Consider the following 25,043-nt stretch of genomic DNA (forward strand, 5'->3'; position numbering starts at 1 on the left):
GTGACTTTTAAAGTCATCCTGAACTCGTTTTCAGAACCACACTTTATGAGAAACTGAGTTTATTTCTATTTGACAATTGTTAATTATAATCATTTGTTAATTAATAAATTAACTGCTTTTCAACTGAGTTATAAAAAGAATGTTTATAGCTTGATTAATTACTTAAATTGTTAATAGTAAACTATTCAATATAAATGAATTAAAAAGTTATGAATAGACTTTATTAAAACTTGTGAATAATGATGATTTTAGAACTAAATCGATTTAATAAATTTAAAATTGTTAATTATAAATATTTGACAAATAGTAAATTAAAAAGTAATTAAGATAGTTTATCAAAAATTGTTGAAACTGAAATCTCCCTACAATTAGCCATTTTATTTGTAGAAAAGGATTGTTATATTCGTAATGATTTAATAATCAATCTATGAATGAATTTAACCAACGACTAAACGAAGTAGAAAATCATTTGCAGCAGAATGATCTTGATTTGGGCTATCGCCGATTAATTGATTGTGTGTTGGATTTGGGTGAGATATCTTTTTACAAAGAGATTATCTCCTATTCGGATCTTTATTATAACGAGAATTCTACGAACGAAAATAAAACAACGCAAGCTTTACAATTAGTGGAAAAGTTGAAACAAGCTTCTCCTCCGCCCTTTCAGAAAGAAGAAACGTTGATATCAACCAACAATGTTGAAAAAGCTTATCATCGCCGAAATTTTAAACTTCATCCGATCACTTTTGATTTGAAATCACGTGAAGTTGTTGGATTAGTTGGAGAAAATGGAAATGGAAAAACAACTTTACTACGTTTGATTTGTGGTGAATTGAAACCAACTTCTGGCGAAATAAATTATCATTTTTCTAAAGCAAAACCGTTTAGTTTCGAGCTGAAAACTAAATTGGTTTATGTGCCGCAACGAATTGAGGTTTTATATGGCTCGTTGATGGAAAATCTACAGTTTACCTTGACATGTTATGATATTTACAACGAAGAAAATTGGTTGTTGGCTAATGTGATGTTAGCGCGTTTGGGGCTTTGGCCGTACAAGGATTTGCAATGGCGACAATTGTCGTCTGGTTACAAAATGCGATTCGAGTTGGCGCGAACGTTATTGCGTCGTCCAAAAGTCTTGTTATTAGACGAACCTTTGGCGAATTTGGATATTTTGGCGCAACAAATTATTCTCGAAGATTTGAAATTTTTATCACAATCTATTCGCAATCCTTTTGGTGTTATTTTGAGTTCTCAACAATTGTACGAAGTTGAAAAAGTATCGACAGAAGTTCTCTTTTTGGAGCAAGGAAAGCTTAAAATAGAAGGAGATACAAATGATTTGGAAGGTGATTTTACGATTGTTGAAATTGATGTGGAAAACACAAAAGAAGAGTTATTAACAGCTTTATCTAACATCGAAATTAAGCAAATAAAATTTAATGGAGGATCGTATATCGCATATTTTGATGATGAAATTTCGATGAATATGATTCTGTCCGAAATCGGAAAATCATCATTGAAGATAAAATACATTCGAGATATTTCGAAATCAAGTCGTCGCTTTTTTGTCAATTAAAACTAACCAACTATGTTCAAAAAAATAAATCAAACTTTAATTACAAAATATCCGCTGATTTGGAATCTAAAATTTATTTGGATTTTGTTGACGATTTTAGTTTTCAACTTGATTGCATTTATCAACGGATTTCTATTTTTTACTAAAAAATCTCAACTGCAAGAAAGTGGACTTTACGAAGTGTTTTTCAACTCAGGAATTATTATTTATTATGTGTTAATTGGTGTCATTATTTGCGTTATTTGGCTGTATTTCTATATTAAAAATAATCGTTTCAAATCAAATTATCCAACCTCAAGAAATTATTTATTCAAAGAATTTCTGGCCGTTTTCTTTATTATATTTTTGATGTTTTATGTGCCAAATTCATTCAAAACTGGTCTTAAATTTCGGGTTTCAAATTATATGAGTGAAGAACAGTATTTGAAAGATATCGACATTATCAACAGAACACAAGGTTTTACACTTCGATCAGAATTTGGTTACGATAATTATTCGAGAAATTTGCCTGTTCTAGCTTTTGATTCGTTGGTTTCGGAGAAAGAAACAAGAGAATTGTATGAAAAAAATGAGAGAGAATATTTAAGAGAAAATCCACATGATTCGTATAATCCTTTTTTGGAGCCGTATTTCAGAAATCCTGAGTTTGAAACCTTATTAAGAGATTATTTTCCCGAGAGATTTAGTTATTCTAAAATTAATTTTAATCAAACATATCAACCTCTAAAAAAGAATAATTCGTCTACAAATCAGCTTTATGAAGAAGCGGCGTATCCCGATGTAGCAGCTGTAGATTCGGTTGCAATAGGTATAGATTCAGCTTCGTATGCAAGTCCTGTAAACGCTTCAGAAAAACCACAAACGTATTTCAACTTAGCAAGTTTGTATAATTATAGTGTTTTGGCTTTTAACAACCCGAAAGATTCTACTTTAAATCATCAATTTTACGATGAACAATGGATTGCTTTGTTGCAAAAAAATGATCGAAAAGCAATTGAAAATTTATTGAATAGTTATACCGATTTATTAAAAAAACAAGAAATTGGTTATCAATTCAAACATAAAAATTGGATTGATTATTTACCTCAATATCCGTATTATTTTATAGATTCAAATTTAAATTACAAAGAAATAAATTATAAAAAACAAGATTACATCAACCAATCAAGTTTAAATAGAGTGTATGAAAATATTGAGCTTGCTAAATACAGTTCCACTTGGTTAGAACTTATTCAATACTATTTACTAATTGCTTTAATCATTACTGTTTTGATTATAACGTTCAGATTTAGTTCGTTCAAAGTTTGGTTAATTTCATTAATTGGCGCAGGAATTTTGGCAATTTTAGGAAGTGTTTTCGGAATATCTATCAATGCAAGTATCGGTTATACACAATTTACACCTTATATTATTTTATTTGTTTTTTACATTGTATTTATAGCGATTACACTGATTGGTTTACGTTCCAAAAAGTATAAAATTTTAACCGGTGTTAATCTTAATTGGTTTGTTGCGACTAATGTTTTTATCGGAATTGTGATGCTTAGTTTTTACACAGATTTACGTGCAGAAATGTTATATGATTCAACAAGCAAAATAAGTATTTATGAACTGAGACAAACAAATAAAGAATTGTTGATGTTACAAGAATTTGCAGAAATTTTTCTTTACATCAATCCAATTTTATATTTAATAAGTTTTTATTTCATCATCAATCTTTACAAAAAATGGCAAGCAATGCCAGAAGAATAAAAAAAGAAAAGCGAGCTAAATCGGCTCGCTTTTCACTTGATAATTGAATGAAAATGAATTTTAAAAACTACTTTAAAAAAACTTACTTATGAAATGAAATAACACATTGTGCTATTCAATAATAATTTTTAAACTCACACAAATTTTAAAATATTCTTTCAAAATTTAAATTAATAGAGGTTAACCATCAAAATTTGTAGGTTAACCCTATTTTTTATGATTTTATGCACATTTAGAGGAAGGTCTATTTCCTTTCGCATCACGTTTTTTGTGCATACTAAATTTTTCAGATTTCATACGTTTTTCACGATCTTGTTTGTATTGATTGAACTGATTTTTGTCTAAAATTTTCTCTAATTTAGTATCAAAATCGTTTGTACCTTTTTCTGGTCGAGAACCTCTTTCTCCTTTTTGAGTAGAATTTTTGTCTCTGTTTGCAAACTCTTTTTTCATGTCAGAATCTCTACTTTCTAACAACGATTTTACTTTTTTCTTTTGAGCTGAACTCAAATTGTATTGATCAAATTCTTTCAATTGTTGATCTACAGTCGGACGTTCTCTTTGCTCTTTTCTGTTTCCAGATTTTTCACCTTGTTGTGGTCTTTCTTGTGCCGATAATGTCATTACCATCATCATGCTTGCTAATAAAAATACTTTTTTCATTTTGTTTAAATTTTATTGTGTTTATTATTTATGTGTTTTTCTACTATCTGTTGATTTAGATTTTTGAGAAACATTTGGTTTGTTCGATGTATTTTTTTGATCTTTTATATATTGAGCATATTGTTTTTTACTCAAGATTTTCTCTAATTTTTTATTGAAATTTGATGTTGATAAATTACTTTCTAACAAAGATTTTACTTTCTTTTTCTGAGAAGTTGTTAAATTATATTGATCAAATTTTTTCAACTGTCTATCAACAGAATTTGTTTGCGTATGTTCTACTTTATCCTTTTGTTGTTGATTATTTCCTTGTGGTCTTTGTTGAGCAGAAACTGCCATCACCATCATCATACTTGCTAATAAAAATGCTTTTTTCATAATCTATGTTTTTGTTTACAACTAATGTTAGAATTATATTCTTTTCATTTTTCTTGAAACAAAGTTGCAACACAGAAAAAGGATGTCAAAAATATTGAGGTAAACGAGTGTTAAGTAGCGGTGAAATAAAGGATTTATTAAAGTTTTTAACAAAATTGTCAAATTTATTGAATAAAAAAATCCATTCTTTATCGAATGGATTTTGATATATTTTTTTGAAAGATTATTTTATTTTTTTCTCTAACATTTTAGAAAAAGTTTTAGCTGTTTTTGCGAATCCTTCTCCAATTCTCGATTCATCACTATAATTATTACCGAATTGAGTTCCTGGAGCTTCTTTATAATTGACAACAAATTTTTTATCTTCAAAATTATTAGAATCAACAATAGAAATAGTAGTAGATACTTTTGCAGCTTGTTTCATTACAAATGCATCCCAACCTGGATAAATCCAATCAACTTTAACAATCATTGTGTAAGGAGCATTTGTAGCGTTTTCAGAGAATGAAATTCCAGTAGATTTTGCACCATATTTAGTTAATAACTCCATAAATTTTGGTTCCCAGATAGACTCTTTTGCACCAGTCCATTTATCATTCCAAATATCTCCATTTCCAGCATTTTTGCCATTTAGATCAACAATCTTTTTTTGAACATATTCTGCTTCTGTAATGCTATCTGCATTAATTTTTAGATTTGAATAGTCAAAAATAACTTTCATTTTAGATTGTCCTTTTAAGAAATCGACAGTACCAGATTTTACTTTCTCTTTTTGAGCATAAATGTTTGAACCGAGTACAATAATGATTAATAATAAATAGTTTTTCATAATAGTTTTAATAGATTTCAGTAAAAATATAAATATTATTTAGAAACGTTTATTGTTTATAAATAGTTTGTAAGTCTTGGATAAATTTTTCTAAAAACAATAATCAAATCGTTTGGTACACTACTTTTGTCTTAACAAAGTTTAACAATATTGTATGAAAGTTTTAATTTCTAAATCAATTGTATTTGTTAATTTTAGATGAAATTTGAATCAATAATATAAACATTAATTTCAACGAAATTTTGGATATACAACAACTAAACCAACAAATAGAAGCAAAAAGCGAAAGCATTGCAAGGTTGACATCGGAAATAAATAAAGCGATTATTGGACAAGAAAAAATGATTGAAAGTCTATTAATCGGATTACTTGGAAATGGACACGTTTTATTAGAAGGTGTTCCTGGATTAGCAAAAACATTAGCTATTAAAACATTATCTGATGCTGTTGATGGATCTTTTTCTCGTATACAATTTACACCAGATTTGTTACCTGCCGATGTTGTGGGGACACTTATTTATAATGTAAAAGAAAACGATTTTAGAATCAAAAAAGGACCAATATTCGCCAATTTTGTTTTAGCTGATGAGATTAACCGTTCGCCTGCAAAAGTACAATCTGCCTTGTTAGAAGCAATGCAAGAGCGTCAAGTAACAATTGGTGACGAAACGTATCTGTTACAAAAACCTTTCTTGGTTTTGGCGACTCAAAATCCGGTGGAACAAGAAGGAACTTATCCTTTGCCAGAAGCACAAGTTGACCGTTTTATGTTGAAAACGGTCATTACTTATCCAGAATTTGAAGCAGAACGTTTGATTTTAAGAAATTCGATTAATCAATCTTTTCCAAAAATTGAGAAAGTAATCTCTATTCAAGAATTGTTGGATGCGCGCGAAATGGTGAAACAAGTTTATATGGACGAAAAAATTGAAAAATATATTTTGGATATTATTTTCGCGACTCGTTTTCCAGAAAAAGTTGGATTAGAAAAATTGGTTCCAATGATTTCGTTTGGTTCTTCGCCTCGTGGATCGATCAATTTGGCACAAGCTTCAAAAGTGTATGCATTTTTACGCAAACGCGCTTATGTTATTCCAGACGATGTACGTGCAATGGCAAAAGATGTGTTGCGTCACCGTATCGGAATTAGCTACGAAGCAGAAGCAGAAAATGTTACGCCAGAAGAAATTATAGACAATATTCTTAATGTTGTTCCAGTTCCTTAAACCACTATTCAAAATCATTTAAACTTTGGATGCAAAAGAAATCATCAAACGTGTAAAACGTATTGAGCTAAAAAGCAAGCGTAAAGCGAGCAACCTTTTTATGGGGGAATATCACAGTTCATTCAAAGGAGGAGGTATGATTTTTAGTGAAATTCGTCCTTATCAATACGGTGATGACGTTCGTAATATAGACTGGAATAAAACGGCTCGATATAGCGAACCTTATGTAAAAGTTTTTGAAGAAGAACGAGAATTAACCATGTTTTTATTGGTTGATGTTTCGAATTCTGAAAACTTTGGAACACGAAAACAAATTAAAATGGAAACGATTGCTGAATTGAGCGCCACATTGGCTTTTTCGGCAATTACCTATAATGATAAAGTTGGTTTGATTTTATATTCGGATCAAGTGGAGAAATTTATTCCGCCCAAAAAAGGAAAACAACATGTGTTGCGTTTGGTAAGAGAAATTGTTTCGTATGAGCCAAAAAGCAAAAAAACTGATTTGGCAGTAACATTGGAAACATTTATGAATTTGGTTCGCCGAAAATCAAATGTTTTTATTCTTTCAGATTTTATTGATTCTTCAGATTACGAAAAAGCATTGCGAATCGTGGCAAAAAAACATGATGTGACTGGAATTAGAGTTTATGACGAAAAAGAGCAATCTTTTCCAGACGTAGGTTTAGTTCATGTGCAAGATAACGAAACAGGCGAAATCCGTTTGATAGACACTTCATCGAAGAAATTGCGTCAACAGTATGCGCAATATTACCGCGATTTAGATCAACGTTATCAATCTATTTTCAAGAAAAATCATTCAGGCGCAATCAGTATTCGTACCGACGAAGATTATGTTCGCCCATTGTTAAACTACTTTAAAAGTCATAAAGCCTAATGAAGAATTTATTGCTTTTAGTAAGTTTTTTTATCCTTCAATTTTCGTTTGCGCAAGACATTACGCCAAAATTGGATCGCACGACAATCAAAATTGGCGAGCCAATCCAATATGAAGTAAAAGTTGATTACAAAGAAGGAGATAAAATTGTTTTTCCTACGATTTCAGATTCAATTAATCATCACATCGAAGTTTTAGGTCAAAAAATTGACACGGTAAAAACGGATGGAAAATCTGAAATTGTTCAACATTTAGAATTGACTGGATATGATGCAGGGAAATTTAATATTCCGTCATTTATCATTCAGAAAAATGGAAAAGATTTAATAACAAAACAACTCGAAATTGATATTCAAGATATTGCAGTTGATACAACGAAAAATGCAATTTTCCCGATAAAACCTGTAATGGAAGAAGAATATTCTATTGGAGATTATTGGAATAAATATTGGTTGTACGGCATTATTGCGTTGATTTTATTTATTATCGGAATTGTTTTGGTTGTATTATATGTTCGCGCAAAATCGAAATTATCTGGTAAAGATTCATACAAAACACCATACGACGAAGCGAAAGCAAGTTTGATAGCCTTGGATGCTAAGAAATATTTGAAACGTGGTGAACAAAAAGAATATTATACGCAATTATCATTTATTGTAAGACGATATTTAGGACGTATTTATAACTTTTCGGCATTAGAAATTTTGTCGGATGATTTGGTAAAATATGTTGCGACAAAACCAGATGTTTTACCAGAAGATGTGCAGAAATTTAAACAATTTTTGTTCGATGCTGATTTGGTAAAATTCGCAAAACAAGAGTTTGATGAACCGACAAATACTTCGCACCGAAATTGGGTAGATGAATTTGTAGATCGTGTAAAACCATTAGAAATTCCGGAGAACGAAGATTTGAAAAAAGATCAAGTGACGGGAGAAAAATATAAACAGTTTAATAACAATTAGGAATGCTAAATTTTGAGTTTCAAAATCCTTGGATCTTACTCTTACTACTTGCTTTGCCTTTCTTTATTTTCAGAGAAATTCGCAAAACGAGCCAGAAAAAAGCATCCTTAAAATTACCTTCGCTCAAAGCATTTGGAGGTGCAAAAAGTTCGTTAGCGACGTACAAACCACTTTTATTTTTGATGCGAATTATCGCGATGGCTTTGTGCATTGTTGCCTTGGCTCGTCCACGTTATGTAGATGTTACAACAAAAGTAAAATCGGACGAAGGAGTTGATATTTTATTGACTGTAGATACGTCGTTGAGTATGTTAGCCCGTGATTTGAAACCTGATCGTTTAACAGCGTTAAAAGAAGTTGCAAAAGACTTTTCACTTGGAAGAAAAACGGACAGAGTTGGTTTAGTCGAATATTCTGGAGAAGCTTTGACACGTGTTCCATTAACAACAGATCGTGATGTTTTGACACAAGAAATCGAAATGTTACATTCAGGTAGTTTAGCTGATGGAACAGCAATTGGAGTTGGTTTAGCAACAGCTGTTAATCATCTTAAAAATAGTAAGGCAAAATCTAAAGTAGTTATTTTGATTACAGATGGTGTTGAAAGTGTAAATCCTTCTGGAGATTTGATGTATGTTTCACCGAGACAAGCCGCTGATATTGCAGCAGAGAAAGGGATAAAAGTATATACAATTGGTATTGGAACAAACGGAATGGCGCCTATGCCTGTTGGTTACGATATGTTAGGTGATTATGTTTTTGAGATGCGTCCTGTACAAATTGATGAAAAACTGTTAGAAGAAGTTGCAGATAAAACTGGAGGTTTATATTTCCGTGCAACAAACAATGAAAGTCTAAAAAACATTTATGACGAAATTGATAAACTTGAAAAAACAGAAATTAACGAAGTCAAATATTATAATTATACCGAATTGTTTGCACGATTTTTATTGCCTGCATTCATCATTTTGGTATTAGAAGCCATTTTACGAAGAACCGTTTTTAAAGAATTAATCTAATGCAGTGGGGAGAATTACATAATATTTGGTTGATGATTTTATTGTTTGTCGTTATATTTTTATCGATAACAGTATTTCAGTGGCGCGAACGTGTAAAGAAAACCTTTGCAGATAAAGAATTATTTCCATTTGTTTTTCCAATCACATCTTCAAAGCGTTATGGTTTCAAAATTGTTGCATTTTGTGTAGCTTTATTTTTAATGGTAATTGCATTGATGGATCCACTTTATGGTGAACGAGATGTGCAAGTAAAACGCGAAGGAATTGATATGGTTTTCTTGTTAGATTTATCAAGTTCGATGAATGCACAAGATGTTGCTCCTTCTCGATTAGAAAAAGCAACAAAATTAATCACAGAAACATTACATCAATTAGGCGGAGATAGAGCTTCTTTGGTTGCGTTTGCAGCGAATGCTTACACGATTTCTCCATTGACAAATGATTATGCTGCAATCGAAAGTTATTTGCAAAATGTTAATACTGAGTTAATTTCGAGCCAAGGAACAAATTACTTAAATGCGATTCAGGAAGCTGCAAAAACATTCAAAGGTTCTGCGAATACAAGTAAATTAATTGTGTTAATTTCGGATGGAGAAGACAACGAAAATACAGTTAATCAAGCTTCTAAAATAGCAAAAGATAACGGAATTCATATTGTATCAGTTGGTGTTGGAACAGACAAAGGAGCTCCAATTCCGATGTACTACAATGGCTACGCCGAAGACTATAAAAAGGACGAAACAGGTTCTACAGTTATTACAAAATTAGAAGATAAAAATCTTCGTGAATTGGCACAAGATACAAACGGAACTTATATTCATTTGGATAATACACAAGATGCATTATCCGCATTATCAATGTATAAAGCCCGATTAGATAAAAACGAAATTGCTAACTCTACAACAAGAGATATGAATCACATTTATCAGTGGTTTTTAGCGGTTGCGGTTTGTTTACTTTTTGTGGAATTATTAACATCTGAATATAAGATTTTTAACAAAAAGAAATAGTAAGTTTGTATGGTAAAATGATGTACTTTTTAAAACAAATAGGATTTTTAGGAATAATGCTTTTATCCGTTTTTGGTTATAGCCAATCGAAAGCGAAAAGCTACATTGTTGAAGGTAACGAGTATTATCAAAAAGGAAAATTTGATAATGCAGAAGTTGCCTACAAGAAAGCTGCCATGGAAGATCCAACTTCTGTCAAAGCAAATTACAATTTGGGAAATGCTTTATTTCAACAAAAACGCTACAAAGAAAGTATAGCACATTACAAACGTTCTGCTGAAGTATCTAAAACGAATAATGATAAACATTTGGCTTATCACAATTTGGGGAATGCTTTTATGCAGGAAAAAGATTATCAAAATGCTGTTGATAATTACAAACAAGCCTTACGAAATGATCCAAAAGACGACGCTACACGTTACAATTATGCATTGGCAAAAAAGATGTTAGAAAAGGAACGTGAGAAGCAAAAGGATCAGAATAATAAGGATAATAAAGATCAGAACAAACAAGATCAAAATAATCAGCAAAAACAACAACAGCAGCAGAATAAACAGAATCAACAAAACCAAAATAACCAAAAGCAGAATCAGAATCAATCTCAACAACAACAATCTGATCAGCAAAAACAGCAAAATCAAGGAGGAAATCCGAAAGCTGGAGGTGAAAATGGAAATAATAAAGGACAAGGAAATAATCAATCTCCAGAAATCAAACAAGGAAATAATGGAGACGGAAAAGAACAAGATAATGCAAAGAATAATTTGGGAGACGGTTTACTAAAAGCATTGCAAAATCAGGAAGCCAAAACCCAACGAAAAATTATTCAACAAAAAGCAGAAAAACAACGAACAACAACATCTAAGGATTGGTAATGACAACGACAAGCGTTTTAAATAGCTTTTTAGTGTTTGCCTTAACGTCTATCACAGCGTTAGCACAACAAATTTCTTTTAAATCTGATGCAGACAAAACGCAGGTCAGTTTAGGGGAAGCATTTAGCGTGGGCTTTTTTATCGAATCTAACACAGATAGTTATTCGATTGATCAACCAATGAAATATCCGCCACACAAAGGATTACAAATTGTAGGTGAACAACGCTCGCAAAATGTATCGTATGTGAATGGAAAAGGAGTGATAGAAGAAGGAATTATCCTTGCTTTTGTTGCTGAAAAAGAAGGTAAATACCGCATTGGAGCTGCTAAGATTGTGATTAATGGAAAAACCTATACATCAAAACCTGTCGATGTTGTAGTGAAAGGAACAGGATTGACGCACAACAATTTTAGAAGTAATACTTCTCAACCAGTCTTCCTGCAAAGTAAAGTTTCGAAAACGAATCCTTATGTGAATGAACAAGTTGGTTTATCAGTAAAATTATACGTAAAAGATTTATCTTATCTTAATCGTAAACAAAACTTTCGTCAAGGAAATTTAGATGGATTAAGCCCAAAAATAGTTAAAAGTTCTCCTGAAAATATCAAACAAGAAATTGTTGGAGGAAAACAATATTTCTCTGAAGAAATTGCACGTTATTATGTTTTTCCTCAAAAACCAGGAAAGATAGAAATTGATCCGTTTTCGGTAGATGTGGTGTTGCCAACAACATATGGTGCAGAGCCTGTAGAAGTGCGTAGTAATCCAGTTGTGATTAATGCAAAAGCGCTTCCAGAAGAAGGAAAACCAAAGAATTTTAGCGGTGCAGTTGGTCAATTTAAAATGAATGCTTCGGTTGATAAAAAAGAAGTTGCTACCAATGAAAGTGTAAATTTTGATGTCGAAATTATTGGAACAGGAAACTTTAATACCATTAATTTACCTGAAATTACAACGCCAAAAAATTTAGAAAAATTTGCGCCAAAAAAACGTGATGCATATAAAACCTATGATACAGGAATGAAAGGAAAAGTTGCTGAGCAAACAGTTCTTGTACCAAATTTTGGAGGAGAATATACGATTTCGCCTGTAGAATTTAGTTATTTCGATCCTGTTAAAGAGAAATATGTAACCTTGAAATCAGATTCGATTAATTTGTCTGTTTCAGGTTCTAAAACTTCTTCTGCAACTGCTATGGCATCTAATTCACCTGATTCGACAATTTCTGATAAAATAGAAGAAATGACGAATGATGTAAAAGAAGGAAAAAGCGGTTGGTTGTGGTTAACTGGTGGTGTAATTGCATTGAGTGCTGGAAGTTTATTTTTGATGAGAAAGAAAAATAATCCGACACAAAAACAAACAATTGAACCAAAAATAAAACCTCTTAACGAGCAAAATAATTTTGAAGCATATCAACCAAAATCAGAAACGCAGAAGTTTACTTTGGTTGAAAAACCAACGATAAATTTGAGCCAAATTTCAGCTGAATTAGATGAGTTGAAGCAAAAAATAAACGCTGAAGACCAAAAAGATTTTTATCAATTACAAGAAAATATTTTGTGTAATGCAGCGCTATTAAAAACGAATACAGATTTAGCTCATTTCTCTGATGATGTAATTGCAAATAAACTGATTGAAAATGGTGTGAGTGAATTAGCCGTAGAACAATGGAAATTGTTGTTGAATAATGCGCGACAAGCTAAATATGCCTTTGGTGGTTTACATCAAAATTTAGAAGAAGTTTTCGAAGCAACGCTAAATATTTCCGAAGAATTATTACGAAAATAAATTTCAAGTTTTTTAGATAGTAAAAGGGACAATCTCAGTTTTTGAGTTGTCCCTTTTATTTTGAATATTTTTAAGCTTTACGTCCAACATATTGTATTCCAGAAAGCAACTTTTTTGCATCAACTTTCACTTCACTTCCTTTGATTTCTACTCCGTTTGTTGAGATTTTTCCGTTCGATCCAACTTTCGTTTTCCCTACAGAAACACCATCTTTTCCAACCGAAATATTTTCATAATCTTTTTGACTAATTCCAATACAATCAACAGGATTATTCGCCGAAATTGTCAATTGATTTTCATCGTTATCATACACCACACAACCTGTATTGATTTGATAATTTCCGACCAATTGTTTCGGAATTGTATAGATTACTTTTTCATCACTTGCCAAATAAGAAATCGCATAAATACGCTTGTTTGGAATCAAATGATCGATCCAAATTTTCTTCGAAGATTGTTTGTCTTTCGATATTTGCACATCATTTTCACTATCGCGCAATTCGTCTGGCGCAGTCAATGCAACTTGGCTGTAACGCCCTGTCACTTGCGCTTTCGTATTACTTGCAAAAGCCGTTACAAGTAAAGTAGCTAAAAAGAGTTTTTTCATATTTGATTGATTTAGTTTTGATTATGTTAATCCAAAAATGAAACCATTTTACAATTCATCCTCAAAAATTGACATTTCGGTAACATATAATTTCAAACAAAAAGTGTTTGTAAGAACTTTGACTCAACAAATTAAAAAACACAAATGATGAAAACAATTTTCTTAACAATCGCAATTTTATTCGCTGTATCAACTTTTGCACAAAAGAATTTTGAATCAGATATGAATAAAACTTTAACGGAATGGAACAAAGGAAATCATTCTTCTGAAGCTAATTTTAAGCAATTAGTAAATGATTATCCAAATGAATGGTTGCCTAAATATTACTTGACTTTTTCTGAAGTTTTGAAAACTTTCGAATCAAAAGATGTTGCTAAAAACGAAGAAATTCTTTCGAATGTAAAAACTCAAATCGATGATTTAGTTAAAAATAATCCATTAAATATAGAAATTCTCAATTTGAAAGCTTTGTATTTAACAGCAGAAATTGTGCAGAATCCAATGCAAAATGGTGCAATTTATTATCCAGAAGTAGTACAAATCTATCAAAAATCGTTGATGTTAAATCCAACTAATCCGCGTTCTGTTTTAGGTTTGGCAGAGTTTAATATCAATGCAGCAAAATATAGCGGAATGGATATTACACAAGATTGTAAAAATGTAAAAAAATCTTTAGCTTTATTTGATGCTGAAAAGCCAAAAAATAATGAACCGAAATGGGGAAAAGATCGTGCTGAAGCCTTGTTGAATAACGAATGTAAAAACATACAATAATGATAGCTTTAGTTGCACAATTTATTCACGAAGTTATTTATTGGTTAATTAATTTGATTGCTTGATATGGATAATATAAAAAGAAAAGGGTTAATTATTTTTTCAATAATTTTCGCATTAATTGTTTTACTTATTGAATTTAATCTAAATGATCGCAATTTTATTGTTGGATCATCTAAAGATTTAGGAAGAATATTGGGATATTTTATTCGTTTTTTACTTCTAGGACTTGTTTTCTATAAGTTTTTAGACGGCGTTATCGTTTCTGATAAAAAGTTAATTCTAAGAAATTTACTGATTTTATTTGTTGTAAATGTCATGATTTATAGCGTAATATTTTTTACATCTCCAAATGTGTCATTCAATCAATTTTTTCATCCAGAAGCCATCAAATATTTTATCGGATATTTTTCGTTCAGTGTTGCAGCATCTTTTGTAAATACGAGTATTTTTTATGATTTTAGGCAAAATTTACCAGAATCAGCTGATTCACAAAGAATGATAAGAAAGTATTTTCTACGTTCTATTATTTATACGTTGGTATTGTATTATGTATTCGTGGAGTTTGCGAATCTCCTTTTGCAGAAATATATTTTTTACGATCAATCGATCAATTATCTTTTAGTTGCAGTTATCACGGTTTTCTTTTTGTTTTTATTCTTTATTATCGATCGAAAAAAAAATAAATTAGAACGTAAAATTGTCATAGAATCAACAAAAGCAGAAACAGCAACGGCACAATTCGAAACTTTAAAAAATCAATTAGACCCACATTTTTTATTCAATAGTTTGAATGTTTTAACTGGTTTGATTGAAGAAAATCCAGATAATGCGATAGATTTTACAACATCGCTTTCTAAGATTTATCGATATGTTTTAGAACAAAAAGACAAAGAAGTTGTGTCGATTCAAGAAGAAATAAATTTTGCAAAAACCTATGTCAACCTTCTAAAATTAAGATTTGAAAATAGCATCGATTTCGAAATTGAACAAATAACTTTCTCTGAAACCGAATTTATTGTACCACTTTCTTTGCAGATTTTATTAGAAAATACGATTAAACACAATATTGTATCTGATCAAAAACCTTTGAAAATTAAAATTTATAAAAAAGATAATTATTTGATAATTGAAAATTCTTTCCAACCAAAAGAAACCATTAAAGATTCGACAGGAATTGGGCTGAAAAATATTATTAATCGTTATCAATTAATTTCTAACCGAGAAGTGAACATCGAAAAAAATGAACAACTATTTCGTGTAGAACTTCCCATATTAACACAAAAAAATACAACTATGAATACACAAAATTTTGACGAACAACAAGCTTATTTACGTGCAATAGAGCGTGCAAAAGAATTGAAAAAGTTTTATGCGCATTTAGGAACTTATGTTGTAATGAGTTTATTCTTTTTTATTCTGAATTTAGTTACAAATAATGGACATTGGTGGTTTTATTGGCCAGTTTTAGGTTGGGGATTGGGCGTTGCACTAAATGCTGTAAAAGTTTTTGCGTATGGTTCTGGTTGGGAAGAGAATAAAGCCAAAGAAATCTTGGAAAAAGAGCAAAATAAAAAGTGGCAATAAATGAATTTTATAAATCAAATAAAGCAAACAAATTGGGTTAGAATAATTATTTTTTATGGATTGATATTAATCGGAACTTTTCTGATTCGTAAATGTCCTAATTTTTTACAATTGATTTTTGGAGGTTTAGTCGATTTTCAACTGCCTTGGAATATGAATCATGGGTTGATTATTTTTCTAATTAGTTTACTTTTCTATAAATTCTCTAAAGTTAAAAAAGAAGTCTCTCTTCTAGGAAAAGAAGGTTTCAAAACATTGATTTTTCCATTTATATTACTCGTTGGTTATTCAATTTATGGGATAAATAACGATTACGGAATTAATAAACATTTGTGGGCAGCGATTTTTATTTCTGTTACGTTGCTTTATGATATTATGGAAGAATATACGTGGCGAGGTTATTTGAATGATGCTTTAGGCAATATATTTTGGATAATAAAAAGCATTATAACGGGAATATTTTGGGCAGTTTGGCACTTATTTATTTTTAAAGATTTCGATCAGTTTGGAGGTTTTGGAATTTTTATGTTATTGTGCATTGTTTTTTCTTTTGTATTAACTTTTTCAACAATTCGAACAAAATCGATTATCGTTCCAGCTACAATTCACGCTTTAATGGCTAAGACAAATCTTGCAACATTGATCATTTTTGTCATTATACTTGCTTTATTATTTGTTTGGAACAAAATTTTTGAAAGAAAACCGATTCGTGAATTAACTTAAAAAAACTATGAAAATACTAATTATAGAAGACGAAAAACCTGCGGCGCGTTTGTTGAAGCGACGTTTAGAAAAATTTGGTTATCAAATACACGAAATGTTGCATTCTGTAGAAGAAAGTGTAGCGTGGTTGAAAACGAATCCAAATCCTGATTTAGTTTTTCTGGATATTCAGTTATCAGATGGTTTATCGTTTGAGATTTTTAATCAAGTTGATGTTTCGTCAGCCATTATTTTTACGACAGCTTATGACGAATATGTGTTGAAAGCGTTTAAATTAAATTCGGTTGATTATTTGTTGAAACCTGTTGATGAAGAGGAACTGAAGTTCGCAATCGAGAAATTTGAAAAACAATTTCAGCAAAAATCTTCAAGTTTCAATCTAAATGAATTAAAAAATCTTTTTTCGAATAATCAAACAGAAAAATTTAAAGAACGTTTTTCGATCAAAATCGGAACATCAATCAAAATTATAGAAACAGAGAATATCGAATGTTTTTTTAGTGAAAACAAAGCAACATATATTCATACAAAAGAAAATCGAAATTATTTGGTAGATTTTTCATTAGATAAAGTAGAAGAACAAATCGATCCGAAAAAATTTTTCAGAATTAATCGCAGTCAAATTATTCAAATCGATTCGATTAAAGAAATTACAATGTATTCTAATTCAAGGTTAAAAATAATTTTAAATACTTATAACGAACAAGATATGATTGTGAGTCGCGAAAAAGTGACCGATTTTAAGAATTGGTTGGATTAAGATTGATTTCTTGCTTTTTTATGAAAAATTGTTCATAAAAACTTCTATTTTTGCATCAACCAATTAATTATCACTAAATACGAATGGAAAATATAACATCATTTTTTCAGAAATTCTCTTTCAACCAAATCGGAACAACTTTCGCTGTGCTTTTTGCTGTTATTGATATTTTAGGAAGTATTCCAATTATTGTAGGAATTCGAAGCAAAGTTGGACATATTCAGTCCGAAAAAGCCTCGATTGCAGCAGGTATTTTGATGATTTCTTTTTTGTTTTTTGGAACTAAAATTTTGAAATTAGTTGGTGTAGATGTTCAGTCGTTTGCCGTTGCTGGAGCTTTTGTGATTTTTATCATCGCTATTGAAATGATTTTGGGAATTGAAATCCAAAAAGGAGTCGAATCTAACTCTGCATCCATCGTTCCTATTGCGTTTCCGTTAGTTGCAGGTGCAGGATCGTTGACAACTGTACTTTCGCTTCGTTCGCAGTTTGCAGATATTAACATTGTGATTGCGATTATATTAAATATGTTAATCGTATATTTGGTGCTGAAATTCGCAGGAAAACTCGAAAAATGGATGGGACCTGGAGTTTTATCGGTGCTGAAAAAAGTATTTGGAGTAATTTTATTGTCAATCGCAATCAAATTATTTACGTCAAATATCGGTGCATTGTTTATGAATGAAATTAAAATTTAAAAATTCATTATCTAATGAAAACATATATTTATATCGCGACAATCGTTTTGTTGATAGGTTTAGGTTACAACCTATATGAGATGGATTATAAAGCTGGTTTTATGGCTGAAGAAAACTTTCGTAGCGTTTTAGGAATTGGAGCATCAGTTTGTGGATTAATTTTAGTATCTGTATACTTTAGTTTTTTCAGATTGCAAGCAAATCTTAAGAAATAAACAGTTTTACAACTTATAATAAATGAAAAAGATTAATCCTCGGATTAATCTTTTTTTGTTTGTATCGCTTCGTTTAATTTTTCTAATAAAGTTTTGACAGATTGTTCAATCACTTCAAAAGGTTGATGTTTTGTCGAAGTATAAATCATTACTAAATCAATCGAATAGTTTTCATTAGGTTCAAGCAACAATTTATTCAATCTGTAAGCTTCTTTAGCACGACGTTTCAATAAATTTCGATCAACCGCGTGTTTGAATTTTTTCTTCCCAACGCTCACTCCTACCCTTATATTGTAATCCGCTTTCGGCTTGATTTTGTAGACAAATCTAATCGGATGAGAAACAAATGTTTTTCCATCAGAAAACAATTCATCGAATGCTTTTCTGCTTTTAAGTTTCTCATTCTTACCAAAAGTCAATTTCATATTGCTAAATTCTACGTAAATTTGTAACTGCAAAAGTAAGTATTCTAAAAAGTTTTAGAATTATGTAACTTTGAAAATAATTTATTTTTATTAAAAACAAAAAAAGGACAATATGTATCCAGCAGAAATAGTAATGCCGATGAAGGCTCAGTTGACTTCTAATGGTTTTGAAGATTTAACTACTCCAGAACAAGTAGAAGCAGCAATCAAACAAGAAGGAACAACTTTGGTAATGGTAAATAGTGTTTGTGGTTGTGCCGCAGGTGCTGCAAGACCAGGAGTTGTAATGTCATTAGATAATGATAAAGTTCCTACACATTTAACAACGGTTTTCGCAGGATTTGATAAAGATGCTGTAGCAAAAGCTCGTGAGTTTTTTGCTCCGTTTCCACCAAGTTCTCCAGCAGTTGCTTTATTCAAAGATGGTGAATTAGTACATATGTTAGAGCGTCATCATATCGAAGGACACTCTGCAGCAGCTATCGCAGAAAACTTAAAAGCTGCTTACAACGAGTTTGCTTAATAAGATATAAATCATATTAATATTTATTTAATCCATAATCCTTGCGATTATGGATTTTTTATTTTTATTGTTTAAAATTTTGTATTCTTAATGTAATTGTTTAGTTTTATTTGTGAATTAAAAAATAAATAACACTTAAAATTAATTATTATGAAGAAAATTTTTACACTTTTATCAATTGCAGCTTTATCAACTGCGACTTTTGCTCAGAAAGTTCAATTAACTGACCAAGCTGTTTTAGAAAATGGAGTAGCTATGCCAGATAATAAAGCAGCAGCTGAATTATTTAAACAAACAGCAAATGGACAAAATGGATACGGGGTTGCTTATTTAACAAACTTTGGAGAAGCGATTGTTGTTGCTGATGATTTTGAGATTGCTAAAAACTCAAAAATCACTAAAATTACTGGTTATGGATTTAGTACAAATGCAACTAATATTACTACTATTACAAGTAATTTGCTTGTTTACATTTATGAAGATAATGCAGGTTCTCCTAAACAAACACCAGACAACCCTTTAATGACAATTAAAATGGCAAAAGGATCTACAGGTGTAACTTATGTGAAATCTGGATCTTATGTTGATATTGTATTAGATTTAGCAGCAGCAGGAAAAACAATTAATTTAGATGCAGGAAAAAGATATTGGATATCTATTCTACCTGAAACTAGTGATGCTAATGGATCTAATAGATGGGCGTGGTTTAAAGCAACTGATCAAAAATATAGCGGAAAAGCACAATTAATAGATTTAGGAGATCTATTTGGTGGAGGTTATACTGAATGGACAGACTTAGATGATATTTTAACAACACCTTGGGGTAATTTTGGAACGGCATTTGCTCTTGAAGGAGAAGATAATTTAGGTGTTTCTCAAGTTTTAGCAGATAACGTTGTTTCTATTTATCCAAATCCTACATCTGATGTAGTAAATGTAAAAACATTAGAAAGTATTAATGTAAAATCTATTCAAATTGTTGATTTAACTGGAAGAGTAGTTTCAACTAATATGGATAAAAAATCAATTAATATTTCTTCTTTACCAAAAGGAACTTATTTAGTTAAAGTTCAAGATACTTCAGGTAAAACATTTACTCAAAAAATCATCAAAAAATAATTTTTGAAAAATATTTTTATACAATTATAGAAAAGTGGAGCAATTTGTTCCACTTTTTTTGTGTTCAAAATTCTTATAAAAAAGAGTTTTATAAATTTTAATTCGAGGAAAAGTTCAAAAACCTGAATTAACATCATAACATAAAATATATCATATCAAATAGATTGCTAAACCTATGAAATAGAGAAAAATGTATCGAAATAATCAGTAAATTAGCAATTCGAAATTTTTTAATACATTATTTAATAAACAAATGAGAATAGCAGTCGTAGGCGCTACCGGAATGGTCGGCAGAGTTATGCTCCAAGTTTTGGAAGAAAGAAATTTTCCAATCACTGAAATTATACCAGTAGCATCAGAAAGATCAATAGGAAAAACTATTGAGTACAAAGGAAAAGAATACAAAATTGTATCAATGCAGGATGCTGTAGAAATGCGAGCTGATATCGCAATCTTTTCAGCAGGTGGAGAAACTTCCAAACAGTGGGCGCCTAAGTTTGCAGAAGTTGGAACAACTGTAATTGACAATTCATCGGCTTGGAGAATGGATCCAGATCGTCCGTTGATTGTACCAGAAATCAATGCAGATATTTTAACAACAAATGATAAAATTATCGCAAATCCTAACTGTTCTACAATTCAGTTGGTAATGGTTCTTAATCCTTTACACAAAAAATACGGAATTAAACGTGTAGTTGTTTCTACTTATCAATCAGTTACGGGAACAGGTAAAGATGCTGTGGAACAATTGAATGGAGAAATTGAAGGACGCGATGTTGCGAAAGTTTATCCATATCAAATTTTCAAAAATGCATTACCTCATTGTGATGTGTTTGATGAAGAAACAGGTTATACAAAAGAAGAATTAAAATTAACACGTGAGCCACGCAAAATTATGCGTGTTGACGAAATGAATATCACTGCTACTGCGGTTCGTGTTCCTGTGCAAGGAGGACATTCGGAGTCTGTGAATATTGAATTTGAGAATGATTTTGATTTAGCAGAAGTTCGCAAATTATTAGCTGAACAGGAAGGTGTAACTGTACAAGATAATCCTGATACAAATACTTATCCAATGGCATTCTATTCAGAAGGGAAAGACGATGTTTTTGTAGGTCGTATCCGTCGTGATTTATCTCAACCAAATGCATTAAACTGTTGGATTGTTGCGGATAATTTACGTAAAGGAGCTGCTACAAATGCGGTTCAAATTGCAGAATATCTAGTAAAACATAATTTAGTTGGATAAAAAATTCGATTAAATAACCAATATAAAGTCGCTCTTGTAGCGACTTTTTTTATGTTTAATGAATAAGTTTTCAGAACTTTAACAAATATTTTACGCTATCAAAGCAACCATAAGCGTAATTTTCGCATCTAAACAGTAAGAAAGAAAAAGTATTTTGGACGAAAAACAACTCATAAAAGCTTGTATCAGCAATGATTCGAAAGCACAGCGGCTGCTTTACGAAAAATATGATGCGCGATTTTTTGCGGTTTGTAAACGTTATTTTACCGATATACAACAAGCGGAAGATGCGTTGGTAAAAGGATTTTTGAAGATTTTTCAGAATCTTGAAAATTATTCGTTCGAAGGAGGTTTTGAAGGATGGATGCGAAGAATTATGATTAATGAATGTTTGATGGAGTTGCGGAAAAATAAAATTTTTCATCTCAATGTTGACGATTACTCCTCTTCTATTTCATCTAATCAAGAAGCTTCGCAACAAATAGAAGAAGATGATGTGATGAAACTCCTCGATTATCTGCCCGAAGGCTGTCGTCTCGTGTTTACCCTCTACGTTATTGAGGGATATAAGCACAAAGAAATTGCCGAAAGTTTGGGCATTACAGAAGGAACATCGAAATCGCAACTTAATTTAGCGAAGACGAAATTGAAGGAAATGTTAAGTAAGAATGAAAATATAAAATCAAATTTATCGTGAACACAAACGATCCAATAGAAGATTTATTTCGATCAAGAAGTAACGAAACTGTCGGCGAAAAACCGAGAGATTTGGTGTGGAAACGTATTGAATCTGGTTTGCAGAAGGAGGAAAAGAAAAAGAAACCTATTCGTGAATTTGTTTCGAGTGTATGGTTTTCTGCTGCTGTTTTCGCGTTGATTGCGATTCCTTACTTTGTACTTTTTATCGAGAATATTAATACTGAAAATAGAGAAAATTCACTTGAAATTGTCAAAACAAATGTCCCAGTTATTGAGCAATCACCTGCTGAACAAGAAGAAATAGTGGTTTTGGAATCGAAAGATAAAGATTTGGAAAAACCTCTAGAAATAGTAAAGAATGATGAAGTTACAAAAGAGCCTGTTTATAAAGTAATTGAAGGACATTCTGCTGACGCAATTGCTGACGAAGGATATTTTCCTCAATTATCTAATGCGTCCGCTCCAAATGCTCCAGTTAATTTATCAGCACCGCAAGCAATGGAAGTTCGTTCTAAGGTTTTAGATTCCATAGAAAAAGAAGGTCAATATGCTAAAGCAAATAGTCAAAATTTGGGCTATATAAAAGATTCAGTTATTTCGGATAAATTAGCAGGGAAAGCTTCAGGTGTTGTAATTAGAGGTGCTTCTAAATTAAAAGACACTTCTGATGTGATGAAAATGACGGTTGTTGCAGAAGAACGTGCTGCGAATACATCATTAGAAACAGCTTCGATGATGGAAGTTTCGCCAAAAAAATCTGTAATTGACAAATCAGCGATTGTTTATAAACCATTAAAATTTACAGTAAAATCAGATATTTTACGTACCAATTTCAAATTACAAAAGAAATCGAAAGATAAAATTTCGTTTGAAAGTACAACGAATAATCTTGTCATTACATTCGAAAAAATAAATGATAAAATTGTTTTAACGACTAACGAACCAAAAGTTGATGCGACGCTTTTAGGAGTTTTGGAAAAGAATAAGAAAGAAATTTTTACTTATTATCAATCAAAGTAAAATAAAATGTTAATTTAGTCGTATTGAACGAATTAACATTTATGAAAAAATTTTTATCTCTAACTTTAATATTACTTGGCTTTACTTTTTCTTTGGCTCAAGATTTATACTTGGTCAAATTAAAACCAAAGGAAAATACATCAAATTTTTTATCAAACCCTTTGCAGATACTTTCTCAACGATCATTAGATAGAAGAGAAAAGTATAAAATCTCGATCACTGAGGAAGATGTTCCTATATCTGAGTATAGAATTAATGAACTTAAAAAATTATCATTAAATTATATTGGGCATTCGAAATGGTTGAATACTATGATGGTAGAGATTTCTGATGAAACTATTTTGAGTAAATTAAAAGCATTAAGTTTTGTTGAAACTGCAGAATCTTTGGTTCGTAATTCAGTTCCTAAATCATCAAATAAAAATTTGTCAAAATGGAAAGATCTAATACATAATTCAGAAGAGTTTAATTATGGTTATGCTAATGATTTTATTGACCAAATTAATTTAAAACCACTTCACAATAATAATATTTTAGGACAAGGAGTTTTGATAGCAGTTATTGATGCTGGCTTTCCTAGAGTTGATAAAATTTCAGCATTTGATATATTGCGTAAAGAGAATAGAATTCTTGACACCTATGATTTTGTAGATAAAAAAGAAAATGTATATGATGCAGATAATCATGGAACAATGGTTTTATCTACAATGACAGCAGAAGTTGATGGAAAATATGTAGGAACTGCACCAAAAGCTACATATTCGTTATATCGATCAGAAGACAATACTTCAGAAACTCCAAAAGAGTTGATGTATTGGGTTCAAGCTGCAGAAAGAGCAGATAGTGTAGGTGCTGATGTAATAAATACCTCTTTGGGATATTATGCTTTTGATGATGCGAGATACGATTATACATTTGATAATATGGACGGAAAAACGACATTAATTTCTAAAGGAGCTGAAATAGCTGCTAATAAAGGAATTTTTGTTGTGGTAGCAGCTGGTAATGAAGGAAATGATCCTTGGAAAATGATTTCAGCACCTGCAGATGTTAAAAATGTGTTTTCAATTGGAGCAAATGATATATACAAAAATCCCGCAGCATTTTCGTCTTTTGGACCAAACGCATTAGGGGAAATTAAACCAAATGTATCAGCTTTAGGACAAAATATTGTAGTTTATTTGCCTGATGGAAGTTTAACTTATTCGAATGGAACTTCATTTGCATCACCAGTTTCAGCAGGAGCTGTAGCATTAATGATTCAACAATTTCCTAAAATTAAACATGATATTTTAAAAGATAAAATTCAAGAATCTGCTCATCTTTTTTCCTTTCCTTCAAATCAATTAGGTTATGGCGTACCAAATTATTATAAGGCATCTCAAGATTTATTGAAAACAAATGAAGTAGAGAACTTAAAATCAATAAAGATATATCCGAATCCTTTCCAAGATGTTATTCATATAAAATCTAAAGAAGAAATCGCAAAAATAGAATTATATAATTTGATTGGACAAAAGATCATTTCGATGAATAATCGAAATTCTATTTCAACAAATCAATTACAATCTGGAGTTTATTTAATTCATATTACAGATTCTAAAGGAAATGCTTTAGTAGAGAAAGTTGTTAAGAAGTAAATTATTTCCGAAGTCAA

At 30.9% G+C, this 25,043-nt stretch carries 26 protein-coding genes; 21 read left to right on the forward strand and 5 right to left on the reverse strand.

The features are described 5' to 3' along the window. Positions 1-427: 427 nt before the first annotated feature. Both N5D90_RS12035 and N5D90_RS12040 read left to right on the forward strand, forming a co-directional pair. The gene (locus N5D90_RS12035) at positions 428-1,579 is read left to right on the forward strand and encodes an ATP-binding cassette domain-containing protein (protein ID WP_280062586.1); all 1,152 of its coding nucleotides are present in this window, start codon (positions 428-430) and stop codon (positions 1,577-1,579) included. Positions 1,580-1,591: 12 nt separating this feature from the next. Continuing rightward, complete coding sequence (locus N5D90_RS12040) at positions 1,592-3,331, forward strand: hypothetical protein (protein ID WP_280062587.1); 1,740 nt, start codon at positions 1,592-1,594, stop codon at positions 3,329-3,331. 222 nt (positions 3,332-3,553) lie between these two features. On the opposite strand, the gene N5D90_RS12045 is transcribed toward N5D90_RS12040, so the two are convergent. From N5D90_RS12045 to N5D90_RS12055, 3 genes are all read right to left on the reverse strand, one after another. Continuing rightward, on the reverse strand, positions 3,554-3,994 hold the full coding sequence (locus N5D90_RS12045; RefSeq protein ID WP_038336184.1) for a hypothetical protein: 441 nt from the start codon (positions 3,992-3,994) through the stop codon (positions 3,554-3,556). A gap of 24 nt (positions 3,995-4,018) precedes the next feature. Continuing rightward, positions 4,019-4,372: a hypothetical protein gene (locus tag N5D90_RS12050; protein ID WP_038336182.1), complete on the reverse strand. Its 354-nt coding sequence runs from the start codon at positions 4,370-4,372 to the stop codon at positions 4,019-4,021. A 223-nt stretch (positions 4,373-4,595) separates the two neighbouring features. Continuing rightward, positions 4,596-5,201: a hypothetical protein gene (locus tag N5D90_RS12055; RefSeq protein ID WP_280062588.1), complete on the reverse strand. Its 606-nt coding sequence runs from the start codon at positions 5,199-5,201 to the stop codon at positions 4,596-4,598. A 224-nt stretch (positions 5,202-5,425) separates the two neighbouring features. Between N5D90_RS12055 and N5D90_RS12060 the strand changes: the two genes are divergently transcribed. Genes N5D90_RS12060 through N5D90_RS12090 form a run of 7 tightly spaced genes read left to right on the forward strand, consistent with a single transcriptional unit; the run spans position 5,426 to position 12,987 of the window. Continuing rightward, complete coding sequence (locus N5D90_RS12060; RefSeq protein WP_407932366.1) at positions 5,426-6,427, forward strand: AAA family ATPase; 1,002 nt, start codon at positions 5,426-5,428, stop codon at positions 6,425-6,427. A gap of 25 nt (positions 6,428-6,452) precedes the next feature. After that, the gene (locus N5D90_RS12065; protein ID WP_280062591.1) at positions 6,453-7,325 is read left to right on the forward strand and encodes a DUF58 domain-containing protein; all 873 of its coding nucleotides are present in this window, start codon (positions 6,453-6,455) and stop codon (positions 7,323-7,325) included. Further along, a complete protein-coding gene (locus N5D90_RS12070) occupies positions 7,325-8,290 on the forward strand; it encodes a BatD family protein (RefSeq protein ID WP_280062592.1) in 966 nt (321 codons plus the stop codon). The genes N5D90_RS12065 and N5D90_RS12070 overlap by 1 nt, the downstream gene beginning before the upstream one ends. A gap of 2 nt (positions 8,291-8,292) precedes the next feature. Next, positions 8,293-9,309, forward strand: a complete 1,017-nt coding sequence (locus N5D90_RS12075; RefSeq protein WP_280062594.1) for a VWA domain-containing protein — start codon at positions 8,293-8,295, stop codon at positions 9,307-9,309. After that, complete coding sequence (locus tag N5D90_RS12080; protein ID WP_038336169.1) at positions 9,309-10,319, forward strand: VWA domain-containing protein; 1,011 nt, start codon at positions 9,309-9,311, stop codon at positions 10,317-10,319. Before N5D90_RS12075 ends, N5D90_RS12080 begins: the two co-directional genes overlap by 1 nt. A gap of 17 nt (positions 10,320-10,336) precedes the next feature. After that, the gene (locus tag N5D90_RS12085; RefSeq protein ID WP_280062596.1) at positions 10,337-11,194 is read left to right on the forward strand and encodes a tetratricopeptide repeat protein; all 858 of its coding nucleotides are present in this window, start codon (positions 10,337-10,339) and stop codon (positions 11,192-11,194) included. Then, entirely contained in the window at positions 11,194-12,987 is a 1,794-nt protein-coding gene (locus N5D90_RS12090) for a BatD family protein (RefSeq protein WP_280062598.1), read from the forward strand. Before N5D90_RS12085 ends, N5D90_RS12090 begins: the two co-directional genes overlap by 1 nt. Positions 12,988-13,057: 70 nt before the next feature. Here N5D90_RS12090 and N5D90_RS12095 read toward each other — a convergent pair whose 3' ends face one another. Further along, positions 13,058-13,594, reverse strand: a complete 537-nt coding sequence (locus tag N5D90_RS12095) for a hypothetical protein (protein WP_280062599.1) — start codon at positions 13,592-13,594, stop codon at positions 13,058-13,060. A 147-nt stretch (positions 13,595-13,741) separates the two neighbouring features. Between N5D90_RS12095 and N5D90_RS12100 the strand changes: the two genes are divergently transcribed. The 6 genes from N5D90_RS12100 to N5D90_RS12125 all read left to right on the forward strand — a co-directional run bounded on the left by N5D90_RS12100 (position 13,742) and on the right by N5D90_RS12125 (position 18,351). Next, positions 13,742-14,368, forward strand: coding sequence for a hypothetical protein (locus N5D90_RS12100; RefSeq protein ID WP_280062600.1), 627 nt, complete (start codon positions 13,742-13,744; stop codon positions 14,366-14,368). A 66-nt stretch (positions 14,369-14,434) separates the two neighbouring features. After that, entirely contained in the window at positions 14,435-15,955 is a 1,521-nt protein-coding gene (locus tag N5D90_RS12105) for a histidine kinase (protein ID WP_280062601.1), read from the forward strand. After that, the gene (locus N5D90_RS12110; RefSeq protein ID WP_260509601.1) at positions 15,956-16,678 is read left to right on the forward strand and encodes a CPBP family intramembrane glutamic endopeptidase; all 723 of its coding nucleotides are present in this window, start codon (positions 15,956-15,958) and stop codon (positions 16,676-16,678) included. A gap of 7 nt (positions 16,679-16,685) precedes the next feature. After that, the gene (locus tag N5D90_RS12115; protein WP_280062602.1) at positions 16,686-17,438 is read left to right on the forward strand and encodes a LytTR family DNA-binding domain-containing protein; all 753 of its coding nucleotides are present in this window, start codon (positions 16,686-16,688) and stop codon (positions 17,436-17,438) included. Between the two features lie 83 nt (positions 17,439-17,521). Continuing rightward, on the forward strand, positions 17,522-18,136 hold the full coding sequence (locus N5D90_RS12120; RefSeq protein ID WP_038336159.1) for a MarC family protein: 615 nt from the start codon (positions 17,522-17,524) through the stop codon (positions 18,134-18,136). A 14-nt stretch (positions 18,137-18,150) separates the two neighbouring features. Continuing rightward, on the forward strand, positions 18,151-18,351 hold the full coding sequence (locus tag N5D90_RS12125; RefSeq protein ID WP_125350576.1) for a hypothetical protein: 201 nt from the start codon (positions 18,151-18,153) through the stop codon (positions 18,349-18,351). 44 nt (positions 18,352-18,395) lie between these two features. Here N5D90_RS12125 and rnpA read toward each other — a convergent pair whose 3' ends face one another. Continuing rightward, a complete protein-coding gene (gene rnpA, locus N5D90_RS12130) occupies positions 18,396-18,776 on the reverse strand; it encodes a ribonuclease P protein component (RefSeq protein WP_280062605.1) in 381 nt (126 codons plus the stop codon). Between the two features lie 112 nt (positions 18,777-18,888). Between rnpA and N5D90_RS12135 the strand changes: the two genes are divergently transcribed. From N5D90_RS12135 to N5D90_RS12160, 6 genes are all read left to right on the forward strand, one after another. Further along, entirely contained in the window at positions 18,889-19,299 is a 411-nt protein-coding gene (locus N5D90_RS12135; protein WP_038336154.1) for a BrxA/BrxB family bacilliredoxin, read from the forward strand. A gap of 150 nt (positions 19,300-19,449) precedes the next feature. Further along, positions 19,450-20,418, forward strand: coding sequence for a T9SS type A sorting domain-containing protein (locus N5D90_RS12140; protein WP_280062606.1), 969 nt, complete (start codon positions 19,450-19,452; stop codon positions 20,416-20,418). Between the two features lie 253 nt (positions 20,419-20,671). Continuing rightward, positions 20,672-21,667 (forward strand): aspartate-semialdehyde dehydrogenase, encoded by a 996-nt coding sequence (locus N5D90_RS12145; RefSeq protein ID WP_038336152.1) that lies wholly within the window; start codon positions 20,672-20,674, stop codon positions 21,665-21,667. A gap of 154 nt (positions 21,668-21,821) precedes the next feature. After that, positions 21,822-22,364 (forward strand): RNA polymerase sigma factor, encoded by a 543-nt coding sequence (locus tag N5D90_RS12150; protein ID WP_280062607.1) that lies wholly within the window; start codon positions 21,822-21,824, stop codon positions 22,362-22,364. Continuing rightward, the gene (locus N5D90_RS12155; protein ID WP_280062608.1) at positions 22,361-23,386 is read left to right on the forward strand and encodes a hypothetical protein; all 1,026 of its coding nucleotides are present in this window, start codon (positions 22,361-22,363) and stop codon (positions 23,384-23,386) included. Before N5D90_RS12150 ends, N5D90_RS12155 begins: the two co-directional genes overlap by 4 nt. Positions 23,387-23,427: 41 nt before the next feature. Further along, positions 23,428-25,026: a S8 family serine peptidase gene (locus tag N5D90_RS12160; protein WP_114998644.1), complete on the forward strand. Its 1,599-nt coding sequence runs from the start codon at positions 23,428-23,430 to the stop codon at positions 25,024-25,026. The last annotated feature ends 17 nt before the right edge of the window (positions 25,027-25,043 follow it).

The organism is Empedobacter sp. GD03797 (assembly GCF_029842105.1).
In the GTDB taxonomy this organism is placed as follows: domain Bacteria; phylum Bacteroidota; class Bacteroidia; order Flavobacteriales; family Weeksellaceae; genus Empedobacter; species Empedobacter falsenii_C.